This is a genomic window from Sellimonas catena (genome assembly GCF_027924685.1).
In the GTDB taxonomy this organism is placed as follows: Bacteria; Bacillota; Clostridia; order Lachnospirales; family Lachnospiraceae; genus Sellimonas; species Sellimonas catena.
The window spans coordinates 1-15,370 of record NZ_BSBO01000024.1 but is presented as its reverse complement, the minus strand read 5'-3'; the positions used below and the strand labels follow the sequence as shown (position 1 = coordinate 15,370).

The window sequence follows — 15,370 nt, the reverse complement described above, 5'->3', positions numbered from 1 at the left end:
GACATCTGGTCCGGGTTTTTCTGTATCTGCTTTTTACTTTTTCAGGAAGCCATTGCTCCGCTTCCGTCCTCAAACTGAGAATTGTAAAGTTCTGCGTAGAATCCGCCTTTCGCAAGGAGTTCCTCGTGTTTTCCCTGTTCAACAATATCTCCGTCCTTCAGAACGAGAATCCGGTCCGCATCACGGATCGTGGAAAGCCGGTGGGCAATGATAAAACTTGTTCTTCCTTTCATCAGATTATCCATCGCTTTCTGGATCTGAATTTCTGTCCTTGTATCAACAGAACTTGTCGCTTCGTCAAGAATAAGAATCTTCGGATCTGCCAGAATGGCTCTTGCAATCGTCAGGAGCTGCTTCTGACCCTGTGAAACATTGCTTGCCTCCTCATTCAGCTCCATGTCATAGCCGTCCGGAAGAGTCTGGATGAAGTGATGTGCATGTGCCGCCTTTGCAGCTTCCACAATTTCCTCATCAGTCGCATCCAGTTTTCCGTAACGGATATTATCGCGAATAGAACCGTTGAAAAGCCATGTGTCCTGAAGCACCATGCCGAACATCTGCCGCAGTTCTCCACGGTTGAAGTCTTTGACATTGTGCCCGTCAACAAGAATCGCTCCCTCATTGACATCGTAAAAGCGCATCAGAAGTTTAATCAGCGTTGTCTTTCCGGCTCCGGTCGGACCGACTATCGCGATCTTTTGTCCTTCTTTTACTTGTGTGGAGAAATCTTTGATGATGATATTGTTCGGATTATATCCGAATTTTACATGGTCAAACTCCACATTGCCCTGAAGCCCCTCTGTCGATACCGGATCTTTGGCAAACTGATCCTCTTCTTTTTCCTCCAGAAATTCAAATACTCGCTCGGAGGCCGCCGCCATGGACTGCAGCATGTTTGCCACCTGTGCCACCTGCTGAATCGGCTGAGTAAAGTTTATTACATACTGGATGAAAGACTGGATGTCACCGACTTCAATCGTCTGTTTAATTGCCAGATATCCTCCAAGAATAGTAACGCCGACATATCCCAGATTGCCGACAAACTGCATGATCGGCATCATCATGCCGGAAAAGAACTGAGATTTCCATGCGGTCTGATACAGCACATCATTCATCTCGTTGAATTCTTTCAGGACATCCTCTTCCTTATTAAATGCTTTCACAATACTGTGTCCGCCGTAAATCTCTTCCACCTGTCCATTAACATGGCCCAGATATTCCTGCTGGTTTTTGAAGTATTTCTGTGAATGCTTCACAATAAATGATATAAGAATCAGAGAAATCGGCAGGATCAAAAGTGCCACCACCGTCATCAGCGGACTGATACTGAGCATCATGATAAGCACTCCGATCAGTGTTGTCACGGATGTAATCATCTGCGTTGCCGTCTGGTTCAGGCTCTGACTGAATGTATCTACATCGTTTGTGACACGGGAGAGCACCTCTCCGTGTGTCTTAGTATCAAAATAATTCATCGGGAGACGATTGATCTTTTCGGAGATTTCTTTTCTCATTCGATATGTCAGTTTCTGTGTAACTCCCGTCATGATATATCCCTGAATAAAGGAGAAAAGCGCACTGATTACATACAGGCAGAGAAGGGTAACCAGAATTCTTCCGATTTTACCAAAATCTATTCCCTCTCCTCCTGTTACTTTGCTGACCAGTCCGGTGAAAATCTCCGTCGTCGCTTTTCCAAGTACTTTCGGACCGATAATATTAAATATGGTACTTCCGATGGCAAACAGCATGACGAATAGAATCGGGATCTTATACGGGCCAATGTATTTCAGCACTCTTTTCAATGTCCCTTTAAAGTCTTTTGCCTTTTCACCGGCTCCCATATGTCCATGTCCGCCCATCGGACCTCTTCTTTGATTACTCATATGCTGCCTCCCCCTTTCCGTTTCCTTTTACCGCCTGTTCCAGTTCCTCCCTGGAAAGCTGGGACGAAGCAATCTGATAGTAAGCTTCACAGTTTTTCAGAAGCTCCTCATGGGTTCCAATGCCGGCGATCTCTCCTTCATCCAGAACAATAATCTGTTCCGCGTGAAGAATGGTACTGATTCTCTGAGCCACAATAATCACGGTGCTGTCCTTCGTCTTTTCTTTTAATGCCTGACGCAGAACCGTATCTGTTTTATAGTCCAGAGCTGAAAAGCTGTCGTCAAAGATAAAGATATCCGGATGTTTGGCTACAGCTCTCGCAATAGAAAGACGCTGTTTCTGTCCTCCGGAGACATTGCCGCCTCCCTGGGAAATCGGGCTGTCATAATCGTCCGGTTTCTCTTCGATAAAATCTTTCGCCTGCGCAATCTCAGCTGCTTCTTCTATGCGTTCCATCGGCATATTCTCATCACTGTATGCAATATTGGACGCGATCGTTCCTGAAAACAACATTCCTTTCTGCGGCACATATCCGAGTTTCTCCCGAAGTTCATGCTGTGTCACATTCCGGATATCCCTGCCGTCTATCCGGATCGCGCCTTCTGTCACATCGTAGAAACGTGGAATCAGATTGACCAGGGTCGACTTACCGCTTCCTGTACTTCCAATGATTGCGGTTGTTTCACCCGGTTTTGCGGTAAAATGAATATCATGAAGTACATCTTTTCCGGCTCCCGGATAACGGAAAGATACATGATCAAATTCCACAAGCCCTTTTCCTGCTTCCGGAATATGTTCCGGTTCTTCCTTATCTTTGATTGCTGTCTCGCTTGTCAGGATTTCATCGACACGTCCTGCCGCAACCGCTGCTCTTGGAAGCATAATTGAAATCATACAGATCATCAGGAAGGCCATAATAATCTGCATCGTGTACTGGATAAATGCCATCATATCTCCAACCTGCATTTGTCCGTTGTCCACGCCGTGTGCTCCTACCCACATAATCAAAATACTGATTCCGTTCATGATCAGCATCATCGCCGGCATCATCAAGGTCATGGCACGGTTGACAAACAGGTTCGTTTTTGTCAGATCCGTATTGGCCTTGTCAAAGCGTTCTTCCTCATGTTTTTCTGTATGGAACGCGCGAATTACAGAAAGTCCTGTCAGAATTTCTCTTGTCACCAGATTGACACGGTCCACCATTTTCTGAAGGATCCGGAATTTTGGCATCACACAGAGAAATAGAAGCAGCACAACTCCAAGTATCAATACTACTCCAAGAGCGATGATCCAGGTCATGGATACATTGGTATTAATTACCTTGTAAATACCGCCGACTGCGATAATCGGCGCATAGAGCACCATGCGAAGCATCATGACAATCACCATCTGAATCTGCTGAATATCATTGGTGCTTCTTGTAATCAGAGACGCAGTGGAAAAGTGGTCAAATTCACTGCTTGAAAATCCGACAACCTTGGTAAATACATTTCTTCTGAGATCCCGTCCGACAGCTGCTGCCGTCCTGGAGGCCAGAAGTCCGACCGTCACACTTGCGAGCAGACCCAGAAATGCAAGTCCCAGCATCTTGGCTCCGGTAATCAGGATGTAATTTGTCTGCATGGCATCCATATCCACCCCAAGACTGCGGTATATGTTTTCAATATAAACCGTTGCTGTCTGTTCCAGCATCGTATCCGGCATATCGGACACCTGCTGTTCCATCTCCCGGACCATGGATTCCCTCTGTTCCTGTGGAAGCACCCGGAGAATGTCAAACATGGATACGTCCCCCTGAACTGATCCTGCCGGCATCTGCGAAAGCATCTGCTCTTTCATCGCATCCAGTTCTTCACTGTCTGAAGAAAGCCCTTCTGCCAGAAACATCGGCTTCCCAAGAATATCGAAGAGTTCGTTCATCTGCTCTTCGTCATTGCGGACCGCGTCTTTCAGAACAACAAATTCCTCTCCTGTATCCAGATCTTCCTTTGTTCCTTCCCTGTACGCATCCTGCACCGTCCCGGCATCTTCCTGCGGGACAAGCAGAAGCAGATTTTCAAGGTCGATCTTTCCGATCTGTTCCGGAACCGTCGTATCGATTCCGCCCTGCTGAATTCCTACATTGACAATATCTGATGTATATGTCGGCAGTGACAGATCGCAGAATGCCTGGACAAACAACACTACAATAATCGCCAGAATTACCATAGCATGCTGTTTCAGATATTTGAATAATTTTCCCATAATCGTTTCCTTCTTTCTGCCTTATTTTTTATCATCCAAATCAGCCATGCATTTCTTTTTGAAATCGATGCTGCAGCTTTCAATCTCTTCTTTTGTCATCAGATTTTCTCTGATCTGAAGCAGGATTCTTCGAAAAAGCAGTTTCTCTTCCGGCAGAACATCCTGAAACATTGCCTCATCCATTTCTTTCATCATGTCTTTGATTTTATTAATATAATGTTTGCCTTCCTCACTCAATGTGATCCACGAAACCCTCTGGTCCTGATCATCCTGGCTGCGTATAATCAGTCCTCTTGCCTCCAGCTTTTTCAGAAGCGCCGTGATGGACGGAGGCTTCACTCCAAGCTTTTTAGCAATATCCTTCTGGGGCAGTTTCCCTTCCTTGGAAAGGATAAACAGACATCCTGCCTGCCCCGGCTTCAGATCTACATCTTTCATACACTGCATGATCCGGTAGGTCTGTGCATGCAGGATCTGATTGAGCAGAAGAGGAACCGGTATTTCCCTTACCGATCTTTCTTCCATTGTTTTTCCTCCTTTAATTAGTTAGATGTCTAACCGATAGTTTAGTATTTTGCCTAATGTATGTCAATATATATCTCGTTATTTCACTTTTTAGTCATAAATTTTCACAAAAATTTAATTAAACAACTAATTAATCCGGATGTATGGAAACATCCGGATTTTTCTATACTGTCCTGTCTTCTTTTTCGTGTTTGTGATAAACTACTGTTGTATATAAAATGAAAAGACGCCTCCTTTAAGAAGCGTCTGCTGACTCTATGTATGACTATGCTGTTTCGTCTTATCAATCCAGGTGATCTTCACCTTACACCTGTCATGAATCCGGCACTGGTCCAGTGAAAGATGAATGTCCTTCTTCTTCAGTACTTTTGAAATTCCTTCAAAAATCTGAAGAATCTGATTTTCATATTTCATTACGTTTTTGAACCGCTTATAGTATTTTCCTCCCCGGATCGCCTCCCCCGGAAGCCATGTCTTCCGGATATTGCGCGCCTGAATTTTCTTCTCACCCAGGAAGATAAACTCATTGATATTTCCCGGTCCGTCATTCAGATGATTGTCAAGACTTTCCGGTATCTTCCCCCAGATCTTTTCCGTCTCTTTTAAGATATCGAAAATCTCTTTTGTCTCTTCCCGGTTTAATTTGAAAATTTTCATCGTCTTTATTTCATCAAAAAGCCGGTAAGCTGCAAATTTCAAGTTGCCATTCCCCCGTAATTCCAGAGAAAAGCCGCCGTCATCGCCCTCCATGCCAAAATTCGGGCTGACATGATAGCGGAATACGACAATGTCTTTATTCAAATCCTTAAACTCCATAGTGACCCCTTAATACCGATTCTCTGCCTGTCCAGCATCAAAAATTATAACATACTTCCTCAGGGTCTTCCATGTTTTTTCCGGTATTTTCTGTGAACATCCAAAGAACTTTTCGCAGGATCTGACAAGACAGGAGAATTTTTTCACTGTCTCGTTTCTTCTTCTCTATCTTCGACAAAATGTACTTCCGACTGTTCCCAGTACTTTCGGTACACCCGCTCCGTCTGTCCGTCCAGATTTATCTGATACATCCGAAAGGTTACAAGGAAATTCTTCGGCTGCCAGAGTTCCTCATAAGAATACTGATAACTCATACCGAGTTTTTCCATCACTGCTCCGCTTGCCGGATTCTTCACATCATGAGTCGCAGTCAAGTAAGGAATCCCGTCTTTTCTCACCCGCTCGATGACTGCTCTGCCGGCCTCAGTGACAATTCCCTGATTCCAGTATTCCTTTCTCAGACCGTATCCAAGGTCATGGCTTTCCTCCATGGACACACCAATATATCCGACCGGATGGTTCTCCCCTTTCAAACAGATGGCATACTGGTATCCGCTCTCCTTTTTATAACTGTCCAGATAACGCTCCTTCAGAAATGTTTCCGCCGCCGTCAAGGATGCCGCCGGAAACCACGTAAGAAACCGATTGACCTCCTCGTCTTTCAGTATCTCATACAACGCTTCCCTGTCTTCCTCGGTAAACTTCCTTAAAATAAGACGTTCTGTGATCAGTTCCGGTGTGTTTTCTTTCTTCATCTTTTCCCCCTCTTTCTGCTTCTTATCCAATGGAATTAAGCCCGAAGGATTTTCTCCATCCGTTTTCCCTTTGCAAGTTCATCAACCAGTTTGTCCAGATATCGGATCTCCTGCATTAACGGCTCCTCGATCTCCTTTACACGCACCCCACAGATCACTCCTTTGATCTTCTTCCGGTTTTCATTTAACTCCGGTGCATTCTGGAAAAACTCGCCGTATCCGATCTTCGATACCGCCATCTGATCTAGTTCCTCCTGCTTATATCCGGTAAGCCACCGGATAATCTCATCCACTTCTTCCTTTGTCCGATCCTTCCTCACTGCTTTATTAACCAAAAGCTCATAAATCTTCGCAAACTTCATCTGATATACTTTTTCATTCTCCAATTTCCTGCACTCCTTCCCCTGTTCTGAAATGTTTGTTTTTTTACATCATATCATAGATGGCAGGTTCTTTCACCCTGAAAAAGTATTGCGACTTTGTATGAATTATTAAATTTGCTGGAATAAACAACTGATTCAGTCTGTCAGGCAGTGCAAAATCCGGGCACGCAGAAAATAAACTGCTGGCCCGAATTTTGTCGTTTCTCCATTTTCTATTTTTCTATACAATGACAGGCTGCCTTATGTCCCGGTTCCACTTCCCGGAATTCGGGTGCCTGCTTTTTACAGATTTCCTTTGCGTACGGACACCGGCTATAAAAAGCGCAGCCCTGAAAGTCTTCCGTTCTCACCGGCTGTTCTCCTGTCAGTGCCTGAAAGTCACCTCCTTGAATATATGGATCCGGAATCGCTGCAAACAAGGTTTTCGTATATGGATGCAGCGGATTGGCAAATAATCTTTCCGTATCTGTCTCTTCTACTAAAGTTCCCAGATACATAACGCCGATCCGGTCAGAGATAAACCGAATCACACCGATATCATGAGAAATAAAGAGCAGACTCAGTCCCAGTTCTTTTTTAAGGTTCATCAGCATATTCAAAATCTGTGCCTGAATAGAAACATCCAGTGCCGAAACCGGTTCATCGCAGACAATCAGTTTCGGATGAATGATCAATGCTCCTGCAATTCCAAGGCGCTGTACCTGCCCTCCGGAAAGTTCATGCGGGAAACGGAAATAGTGTTCCTCCGAAAGTCCTACTTTTTCCAGTACTTCCAGTACCCGCTCCCTTCTCTTTGCTTTGTCCTGTTCTCCGTGAATCTGCAGAATTTCCTCCAGAATTTCTCCAATTCGCAGTCTTGGATTCAGAGCTGAAAGAGAATTCTGAAATACCATCTGGAGTTCTTTTCTGAGCGGACGGAATTCCCGCTCACTCATCTTACTGATATCTTTTCCCTCATAGAGAATGGATCCGCTGTCCGCTTTGGTCAGCCCAACAATCATTCTTCCTGTGGTAGATTTTCCGCATCCGGACTCTCCTACCAGTCCGTAGGTCTCCCCTTTTTCGATGGTCAATGACAGATTATCCACTGCGCACATACGTTCTTTTTTCCCGAACCATCCGCCATTTCGCAGCGGAAAGGTCTTTTTCAGATTTTTGATCTCCAGCAAATGTTCGCTCATGATGCTGTCACCTCCCTCTCTTTTGATCCGTCTGCATACTTCCAGCATTTTACCTTATGTCCCGGAGAAATCTCCACAAGCGGCGGCGGGCAGTTCCTGCATGTATCATCAGCCAGACTGCATCTCGTACAGAAATGACATCCTTCCGGTATGTTGGAAAGAGACGGCACAGATCCCTGAATCATTGGAAGCTCTTTACCACGCTCTACTCTCAGGTGCGGAATGCATGCAAGAAGTCCCTGTGTGTACGGATGGCATGGATTCTCAAAAAGCTCCTGTGTCTGTGCTTCTTCTACGACCTGTCCCAGATACATGACTTTTACACTGTGGCAGATTCTGGACACAACTCCCATATCATGCGTGATAAACAGCACTGACATTCCAAGACGCTCATTCAGGTCCCGGATCAGATGCAGGATCTGTTCCTGAATCGTTACATCCAGCGCTGTTGTCGGCTCATCCGCTATCAGAAGTTTCGGCTCACACGCAAGGGCCATGGCAATCATAACTCTTTGCTGCATTCCTCCGGAAAGCTCGAATGGATATTTTTTCATGCACGCTTCCGGATCCGGAATTCCGGTCATTTTCAACATCTGAATGCTCCGTTTTCCCGCCTCTTCTTTAGAAAGCTGTTTATGCAGAATCAATACTTCTGAAATCTGGTTCCCCACTGTATGAACCGGACTCAATGAATTCAGCGGATCCTGAAAAATAACGGAGATCTGGTTTCCCCGGATATCTCTCATCTGGGAAAGCGGCTTTTGCAGAAGATTCTCCCCTTCAAACAGAATTTCTCCCTCATAACGTACTGCTGTATCATGGTCTCGCAGGCGCAGAATCGACTGCGACATCACACTCTTTCCTGATCCGGATTCCCCTACAATTCCTGTAATCTCTCCCGGATGGATTTCCAGACTGACACCATCGACGGCAGGAAGCCATTTTTTGTGTACCGGAAAGGATACTTTCAGATCTTTTATCTCCAAAAGAGTTTCATTCTTCTTTTCTTCCATCATGCCTTTTTCTTTCCTCCTTTCACCTTCGGATCCAGATAATCACGAAGGCCGTCACCGAGAAGATTCAGGCTGAGCACGCATAAAATGACAGCCGCTCCCGGACAAATCATTGTCCATGGTGCTCTGGAAAATACCATCTTGCTGGACTCCAGCATATTTCCCCAGCTTGCCGCCGGCGCAGGGATTCCTGCTCCCAGAAAACTTAAGGACGCCTCCGAGATAATTGCCTGCGCAAAGATAAAAGATGCCTGCACGGTCAACGGAGAAATTACTCCCGGCAGAATCATTCTCCAGAGAATCCGGAAATTACTGAATCCTTGTGCCTTTGCCGCTTCCACATAAGCCTGCTCTTTAATGACAAGCGCGCTTGCCCGCACCGTTCTTGCTACGCTTGGCGTATAGACAATGGTAAGTGCCAGAATTACATTCCAGCTCGATGTTCCAAGGGCTGCAATCAACGCAATGGCCAGCAGAATACCTGGAATGGCAATCAGCCCGTCGCAGATCCTCATCAGGATCTGATCCAGCACTTTGAAGTAGCTGGCATAAATGCCAATAATCGTTCCCAGTACACAGGAAAATATTGCAACACATCCCCCTACCCAAAGGGAAACTCTCGCCCCGTACATCACACGAACAAAAAGATCCCGTCCGAATTCATCTGTCCCAAACAAATACCCATCTCCGGGTGGCTGCAGTCTCTTCGTCACTTCCATGGCGTTAGGGTCCGTTGAGTTAAAGATCGGGACAAGCACTGCCAGCAGCACAATCAATACAAATCCAACAAACCCGATAATCAGTGCCGGGTTTGCGAGAAGTTTTTCTTTTTTTAATGTTCTCTGCTCCCGGAAAATCGCTTCACTGGCAGCAGAGATACTTTTCCGTCGTATCAGCATTCCCTTCTCCTCCTACTTTCGTCCCGGCCGAAGCCTTGGGTCTGTAAAACCATACAAAATATCTACAATCAAGTTCACAATCACGTACAAAAGCGTCACAAAGAGTACCACTCCCTGAATGACAAATACGTCTCTCCGGTTGATAGAAGTCAGTGTCAGCATTCCAAGTCCCGGAATATTGAACAATGTCTCTGTCACAATCGTACCGGTAATCAAACTTCCAAATGACTGTCCCACGGCCGTAAGAATAACCGGTGCCCCATTTTTGAGCGCATATTTCATCACAACTTTCTTTTCTTTTAGCCCTTTCGCCCGTGCAGTCTGAATATAATTTTTATAAAGAGTCTCCAGAAGTGAAGATCTCGTCATTCTTGTCAGATACGCTGCCTGCACAATACCAAGGGAAAGCGCAGGTAAAAACAGATAACGCAGGTGCTCTCCGAGACCTTCTGAAAGTGCTGCGTATCCTGCCACCGGGAACCAGTGAAGGTAAACGCCGAAAAACAGCATGAGAAACATGCTGAGCAGAAATCCAGGAAGCGCCGATCCTAAAAGAGATGCAGTTACACAGGTAAGATCCAGTGCAGTTCCTCTTTTGTATGCTGCCAGAATTCCGAGCGGAATCGACAAAATCAGAGCAATGATCTGCGCAAACACTGCAAGGCTCAATGTCGGTACAAAATAATCTGCAATCGCGCTTGTTACTGTCTGGTGAAGGAAATAAGATTCTCCCCAATCCCCTCTCAGAACATTGGTAAACCAGTCCACATACTGAACAAGAAACGGTCTGTCAAATCCGAGTTCCGCGTTCAATGCGTCAATTTGATCCGGTTTCGCTTCCATTCCAAGAAGCGCCGTAGCCGGGCCTCCCGGAATCATATAGACAACAAGAAAAATCACGCAGGATACCACAAAAAGTACCGGGATCAGCGATAAAATCCGTTTTAAAATATACTTTAGCATGATTTGTTACTCCTTCCATAAAAGAACAGCGGAGTGCACATCCGCATTCCGCTGTTATCATTGTATGGCATTTATTCTGATGCAGTCACATTCCAATAGATCGGGAATCGGAGATAATCGTATCCTGTTACACCTTTATCCATTGCTATCACACCTGTATAATGGCCAAGAACGGTTGCTGCGCCGTACTCATACAAAAATGTCTGTAAATCTGCCCAGGCTTCTGCTGCTTCCTCATCAGAAGATGCGGCACGAATTGCAGTAATTCCTTCTGTCACTTCCGGTGCATTCAGACCAGCCCAGCCACTGTCAAGTACAGATAGCTGAATTGGCAGCATGTTGTAGGAATTACTTGTAATAAACATATCAAACTGCTGCGGATCAGAACGATGTTCCATAAATGTACTGAAATCATACGTTTCTACTTCTGCATTAATTCCCGCCTGTTTCAGCTCTTCCTGCACAACTAAAGTTGCATTGTACATTTCCGGATAGTCCTGGGTTGTTACCAGTACTACTTTTTCGTTATTATAACCTGCTTCTGCAAGAAGTTCTTTTGCTTTTTCTGTATCCTGCTGATTATAATATTCACTTCCTGCATCTGTTCCCCACTGTGTATCTGTCGGATCACTCCAGCTTGCATTCAGCTCGTACAGATCCGGATTTCCATATGCCGCAAGCATGATGTCATCACAGTTCAGAGCCGCAAGAACTGCCTGTCTGAATGTCTGATTTGCCATCACACCCTCTGTCGTATCCAGGAAAAGATTCAAAGTACCTCCACGGTCCACCTTCAGTGTCAATCCATTATCAGAAGACAGATCTTCATAATTATCAATCGGAATTTCTTCTGAAATATCATACTCTCCACTCTGCACTCCCGCAATTCGTGTGGAAGCATCTGTTACCACATCGTAGTAGATTGTCGGGGTAGCAGCCTGCTTTTCTCCAGCAAGTCCACTTGCTTCTCCTTCGGAAGGCTGATAATCTTCGTATGCTTCGAGTTTTACATACTGATCCTGCTTCCACTCAGAAACCTTATAAGGACCTGTTCCGATGTACTCACTGATTCCCTCTGCTGTCGCAGATTCAACAACCTCTGCCGGATAAATTGCAGCCGCCTGAATCGGGCTTGCCAGAATCATAATAATATCAGAAGAAGCCTGATTAACTTTCAGATTTACCGTATAGTCATCTACTTTTTCAAATACAGATCCGCCGATCAGTGTATTTGCTTTTGCGGATACTTCGATCCAGCGATTCATGGAAGCAACAACATCATCTGCTGTCATCTCCTCGCCATTGTGGAATTTCACGCCCTGACGAAGCTTGATCGTATACACCATTCCGTCATCGCTTACTTCATAAGACTCTGCAAGTACTGGTGTCGGCTCATAGTCTGCATTCATCGCAAACAATGGCTCGTACACATGTACTCCGATTCCTCCTACAATGTTAGAATTGATAGACTGAGGATCCAGAGAAGGCGGATTCGCCGAAATTGCAACATGCAGCTCCTCTTTGTTCTTGGATGCGCTGTCTCCTGATCCGCCTGATCCGCTGTCTGCGTTTCCGCCTCCGCATCCCGCCAATACCAGTGCAGTACTCATCAACAGGGCTGCTGCACCAAATAATGGTTTTCTTTTCATAATTTTACCTCCTAAAGCATATATCGAATATATAACATAACTATATTCAGCAGGGGTAAAAAAAGCAAATTGATAATCATAATGGGCATCATGTCGATTTTCTATTTGACAAGATCACAGCCTTTTCGTCATATGTACCGCTTCAGCTGTTTGGTAATGATTTTCCCTATTCATGGAATACAATATACTTGACATGACAGTCCAAAATGTGATATAAGTAAAAACAGTTAAAAAAACTAAAGAAGGGGATTGGTCAAATGGTATGACAGGAGTCTCCAAAACTCTTAGCGGGAGTTCGATTCTCTCATCCCCTGCTGAAACCGCCGAATTTCGGCGGTTTTTTCATGTCCGGGTTTGAAATAGGACACAAGGTAGAACACAAATAGAAAAGAGCATTTTCATGCTATGATATTAGATAGCCGAAAATGCTCTTCTTTCTTTGCATTGATCTTTCTTTTCCGATTCCGGTCAGTACCGATATATCCGTTTTCTACAAAATGTCGATATATTCTCCTGCCAAAGCCTTGTTCATACTCCGGACCGCACAGAATTTTCCGCACATACTGCATGTGTCACTGTGATCATCTTCCGGTTTTCTGCTGTCCCGGATTGCTTTCGCTGTTTCCGGATCCAACGCACACGCGAACTGTTCTTCCCAGTCCAGTTTTCTTCTGGCCTCTGCCATCCTGTCATCGATCTCTCTTGCTCCCGGAATTCCTTTTGCGATATCTGCTGCGTGTGCCGCGATTTTCGATGCAATAATTCCCTGTTTTACGTCATCTACATTTGGCAGTGCCAGATGTTCTGCAGGCGTTACATAACAAAGGAAAGCTGCCCCATTCATTGCTGCTACAGCGCCTCCGATGGCTGCTGTGATGTGATCATAGCCTGGCGCAATATCCGTCACAATCGGGCCGAGTACATAAAACGGTGCTCCCATACAGATACTGTTTTGGACTTTCATGTTTGCCTCTACCTGATCCAGCGGTACATGCCCCGGACCTTCTACCATAACCTGGACATTATGCGCCCATGCGCGTTTTGTCAGCTCTCCAAGACGGACAAGTTCCTCTATCTGACACACATCTGTTGCATCTGCCAGACACCCTGGGCGGCAGGCATCTCCAAGGGAAATGGTTACATCATATTCCTCGCAAATATCGAGAATTTCGTCAAAGTATTCGTAAAATGGATTTTCTTCCCCAGTCATGCTCATCCATGCAAATACCAGACTTCCGCCGCGGCTTACAATGTTTGTCTTTCTTTTATGCTTTTTGATCTGTTCAATCGTCTTTCTTGTAATTCCACAGTGCAGTGTCACAAAATCTACGCCGTCTTCCGCATGCATCCGAATGACATCAATAAAATCTTTTGCTGAAAGTGTTGCCAGGTCTCTCTGGTAATGAATCACACTGTCGTAAACAGGAACAGTCCCGATCATCACCGGGCATTCTTTCGTCAGTTTCTGACGGAATGGCTGTGTATTTCCGTGACTGGAAAGATCCATGATTGCCTCAGCTCCCATATTAACGGCACTCAGCACTTTCTGCATCTCAATATCATAATCTTTGCAGTCTCTCGAGACTCCGAGATTTACATTAATTTTTGTTCGAAGCATACTGCCAATTCCTTCCGGATCAAGACAGGAGTGACGTTTATTAGCGCAGATTGCAACCTTTCCTTCTGCTACCAGTTTCATCAGCTTTTCGACCGGCATTTTTTCTTTTTCCGCTACTGTCTTGATCTGAGAAGTGACAATGCCCTTCCGGGCTGCATCCATTTGAGTTGTGTAGGTTTCCATATTCTTTACCTCCTTTTTCTTCCTTTGTCAGACGCCGGCTTTTATAGATAGACAGGCAGAATAATTACTTCCTGCTCTCATCTGGATGCCGACGCCTTCACCGTTTCTTTGTCTGGTGATCATCAAGTTTGTTTTCCTCCTTTAACCACAACCTGATTTTTCTATAGCGGCAGAAAGTGGTGTCCCCGGCCTGCCGCTTTCTCAGAAGCGTTTCACTTCCGATAAACTAATTCGCCATACGAAGCTGATTAAGCGCTCCACCTTTTTCCAGTACTGTAATCAAAATAAATGCCAGAATGCTTCCTGCTACCGTTGAAATCAGAAATGGAACGACATAGACAAACAGGCCCACCGGCTCCATACCCATCAGAAGTTTTGCAACCGGATATGCACACAAGCCTCCCAAAACTCCTGTTCCAATAGCTTCTGCCGCACAGGTCGGAGCAAGTTTTCTACATCCCATATAGACAAGTCCGCAGCACAATGCTCCCACCATGCTTCCCGGAAATGCCAGAAGGCTGCCGAGGCTCATTATGTTCCGAAGCAGACTTGCACAGAAAGCAATACCGACTCCCCATCCCGGTCCAAGGGTTACAGCCGCCAGAATATTAACCATATGCTGTACCGGTGCACATTTACTTCCTGCCACCGGAAAGCTGATCATACTTCCAACGACCGCCAGTGCGGTCAGCACTCCTGCCAGTACCAGTTTTTTTGTTGCTGTATTTTGTTTCATCAACACACAGCTCCTTTCCATAATTTCTCAGATATTTTCCTGTAACACCTTCCGGGAAAAGAAAAAGAGATGCCGCAGGGCATCTCCAGATTTAGTATACTAAATAATTTCATCATCATCCCTACGTTGGCATTATCCAAATCAGGTCTCAGGTCGAGGCGATCCAGCCTCCTCTCAGCCGACTCCGGTCAGCTCCCTGTGTCACACTATTCAAATATCTGATCATAGACAATTATAGTCCTCTTATTTCTCACTTTCAAGTAGTAAATTGAAATTTATATCTGATCAAAACTCCAGCTTCAAGTATCAAAAAAAAGACAGCCTTAGCTGTCTCCTTCATTCATGTACCTTCAAAACCACATATAAGTCCACGTTTCTGTCATCCTGCTTTTCCTATCCACCATTCCTTGGTTATGCCCTCGACCTATTAGTAACAGTCAGCTCCATGCATTACTGCACTTCCACCTCTGCCCTATCTACCTCGTCGTCTTCAAGGGGTCTTACTACTTGCGTAT

13 protein-coding genes, 1 tRNA gene, 1 rRNA gene and 1 riboswitch are annotated in these 15,370 nt (G+C 45.2%); of the genes, 1 reads left to right on the top strand and 14 read right to left on the bottom strand.

What is annotated here, in order from left to right; genetic code table 11:
- Window positions 1-41 precede the first annotated feature (41 nt).
- The 11 genes from Selli1_RS11660 to Selli1_RS11610 all read right to left on the bottom strand — a co-directional run bounded on the left by Selli1_RS11660 (window position 42) and on the right by Selli1_RS11610 (window position 12,318).
- Window positions 42-1,886: an ABC transporter ATP-binding protein gene (locus Selli1_RS11660; RefSeq protein WP_281873078.1), complete on the bottom strand. Its 1,845-nt coding sequence runs from the start codon at window positions 1,884-1,886 to the stop codon at window positions 42-44.
- Complete coding sequence (locus Selli1_RS11655) at window positions 1,879-4,134, bottom strand: ABC transporter ATP-binding protein (protein ID WP_281873077.1); 2,256 nt, start codon at window positions 4,132-4,134, stop codon at window positions 1,879-1,881. Before Selli1_RS11655 ends, Selli1_RS11660 begins: the two co-directional genes overlap by 8 nt.
- 21 nt (window positions 4,135-4,155) lie before the next feature.
- Complete coding sequence (locus tag Selli1_RS11650; RefSeq protein ID WP_087167504.1) at window positions 4,156-4,659, bottom strand: MarR family winged helix-turn-helix transcriptional regulator; 504 nt, start codon at window positions 4,657-4,659, stop codon at window positions 4,156-4,158.
- Between the two features lie 255 nt (window positions 4,660-4,914).
- Window positions 4,915-5,460 carry a hypothetical protein gene (locus tag Selli1_RS11645; protein ID WP_281873075.1) on the bottom strand — a complete coding sequence of 182 codons (546 nt, stop codon included), beginning with the start codon at window positions 5,458-5,460 and terminating at the stop codon, window positions 4,915-4,917.
- A gap of 158 nt (window positions 5,461-5,618) precedes the next feature.
- Window positions 5,619-6,230 carry a GNAT family N-acetyltransferase gene (locus Selli1_RS11640; protein WP_281873074.1) on the bottom strand — a complete coding sequence of 204 codons (612 nt, stop codon included), beginning with the start codon at window positions 6,228-6,230 and terminating at the stop codon, window positions 5,619-5,621.
- A gap of 35 nt (window positions 6,231-6,265) precedes the next feature.
- Window positions 6,266-6,616 carry a DUF2200 domain-containing protein gene (locus Selli1_RS11635; protein ID WP_281873073.1) on the bottom strand — a complete coding sequence of 117 codons (351 nt, stop codon included), beginning with the start codon at window positions 6,614-6,616 and terminating at the stop codon, window positions 6,266-6,268.
- A 209-nt stretch (window positions 6,617-6,825) separates the two neighbouring features.
- Window positions 6,826-7,794, bottom strand: coding sequence for an ABC transporter ATP-binding protein (locus Selli1_RS11630; protein ID WP_281873072.1), 969 nt, complete (start codon window positions 7,792-7,794; stop codon window positions 6,826-6,828).
- Window positions 7,791-8,810: an ABC transporter ATP-binding protein gene (locus tag Selli1_RS11625; protein ID WP_330677572.1), complete on the bottom strand. Its 1,020-nt coding sequence runs from the start codon at window positions 8,808-8,810 to the stop codon at window positions 7,791-7,793. Before Selli1_RS11625 ends, Selli1_RS11630 begins: the two co-directional genes overlap by 4 nt.
- Window positions 8,807-9,706, bottom strand: coding sequence for an ABC transporter permease (locus Selli1_RS11620; RefSeq protein WP_281873070.1), 900 nt, complete (start codon window positions 9,704-9,706; stop codon window positions 8,807-8,809). The genes Selli1_RS11625 and Selli1_RS11620 overlap by 4 nt, the downstream gene beginning before the upstream one ends.
- Before the next feature lie 12 nt (window positions 9,707-9,718).
- A complete protein-coding gene (locus Selli1_RS11615) occupies window positions 9,719-10,669 on the bottom strand; it encodes an ABC transporter permease (protein WP_281873068.1) in 951 nt (316 codons plus the stop codon).
- Window positions 10,670-10,740: 71 nt separating this feature from the next.
- Complete coding sequence (locus Selli1_RS11610; protein ID WP_281873066.1) at window positions 10,741-12,318, bottom strand: ABC transporter substrate-binding protein; 1,578 nt, start codon at window positions 12,316-12,318, stop codon at window positions 10,741-10,743.
- Between the two features lie 243 nt (window positions 12,319-12,561).
- On the opposite strand from Selli1_RS11610, the gene Selli1_RS11605 reads away from it, so the two are divergent.
- Window positions 12,562-12,632: transfer RNA gene (locus Selli1_RS11605), tRNA-Trp, on the top strand.
- A gap of 176 nt (window positions 12,633-12,808) precedes the next feature.
- Here the strand turns inward: Selli1_RS11605 and thiC are convergent.
- From thiC to Selli1_RS18795, 3 genes are all read right to left on the bottom strand, one after another.
- On the bottom strand, window positions 12,809-14,119 hold the full coding sequence (thiC, locus tag Selli1_RS11600) for a phosphomethylpyrimidine synthase ThiC (protein WP_087167507.1): 1,311 nt from the start codon (window positions 14,117-14,119) through the stop codon (window positions 12,809-12,811).
- Between the two features lie 226 nt (window positions 14,120-14,345).
- Entirely contained in the window at window positions 14,346-14,855 is a 510-nt protein-coding gene (gene thiW, locus Selli1_RS11595; RefSeq protein ID WP_087167508.1) for an energy coupling factor transporter S component ThiW, read from the bottom strand.
- Window positions 14,856-14,956: 101 nt separating this feature from the next.
- Window positions 14,957-15,064: riboswitch (TPP riboswitch) on the bottom strand.
- Between the two features lie 198 nt (window positions 15,065-15,262).
- Window positions 15,263-15,370 (bottom strand): 23S ribosomal RNA (locus tag Selli1_RS18795); the annotation flags it as partial.

Excerpts from the sequence above, each read along its gene's own strand:
- Selli1_RS11640 (WP_281873074.1), bottom strand. The coding sequence starts at position 6,230 with ATGAAGAAAGAAAACACACCGGAACTGATCACAGAACGTCTTATTTTA.
- Selli1_RS11625 (WP_330677572.1), bottom strand. The coding sequence starts at position 8,810 with ATGATGGAAGAAAAGAAGAATGAAACTCTTTTGGAGATAAAAGATCTG.
- Selli1_RS11650 (WP_087167504.1), bottom strand. The coding sequence starts at position 4,659 with ATGGAAGAAAGATCGGTAAGGGAAATACCGGTTCCTCTTCTGCTCAAT.
- Selli1_RS11630 (WP_281873072.1), bottom strand. The coding sequence starts at position 7,794 with ATGAGCGAACATTTGCTGGAGATCAAAAATCTGAAAAAGACCTTTCCG.
- thiC (WP_087167507.1), bottom strand. The coding sequence starts at position 14,119 with ATGGAAACCTACACAACTCAAATGGATGCAGCCCGGAAGGGCATTGTC.
- Selli1_RS11655 (WP_281873077.1), bottom strand. The coding sequence starts at position 4,134 with ATGGGAAAATTATTCAAATATCTGAAACAGCATGCTATGGTAATTCTG.
- Selli1_RS11620 (WP_281873070.1), bottom strand. The coding sequence starts at position 9,706 with ATGCTGATACGACGGAAAAGTATCTCTGCTGCCAGTGAAGCGATTTTC.
- Selli1_RS11615 (WP_281873068.1), bottom strand. The coding sequence starts at position 10,669 with ATGCTAAAGTATATTTTAAAACGGATTTTATCGCTGATCCCGGTACTT.
- thiW (WP_087167508.1), bottom strand. The coding sequence starts at position 14,855 with ATGAAACAAAATACAGCAACAAAAAAACTGGTACTGGCAGGAGTGCTG.
- Selli1_RS11610 (WP_281873066.1), bottom strand. The coding sequence starts at position 12,318 with ATGAAAAGAAAACCATTATTTGGTGCAGCAGCCCTGTTGATGAGTACT.
- Selli1_RS11660 (WP_281873078.1), bottom strand. The coding sequence starts at position 1,886 with ATGAGTAATCAAAGAAGAGGTCCGATGGGCGGACATGGACATATGGGA.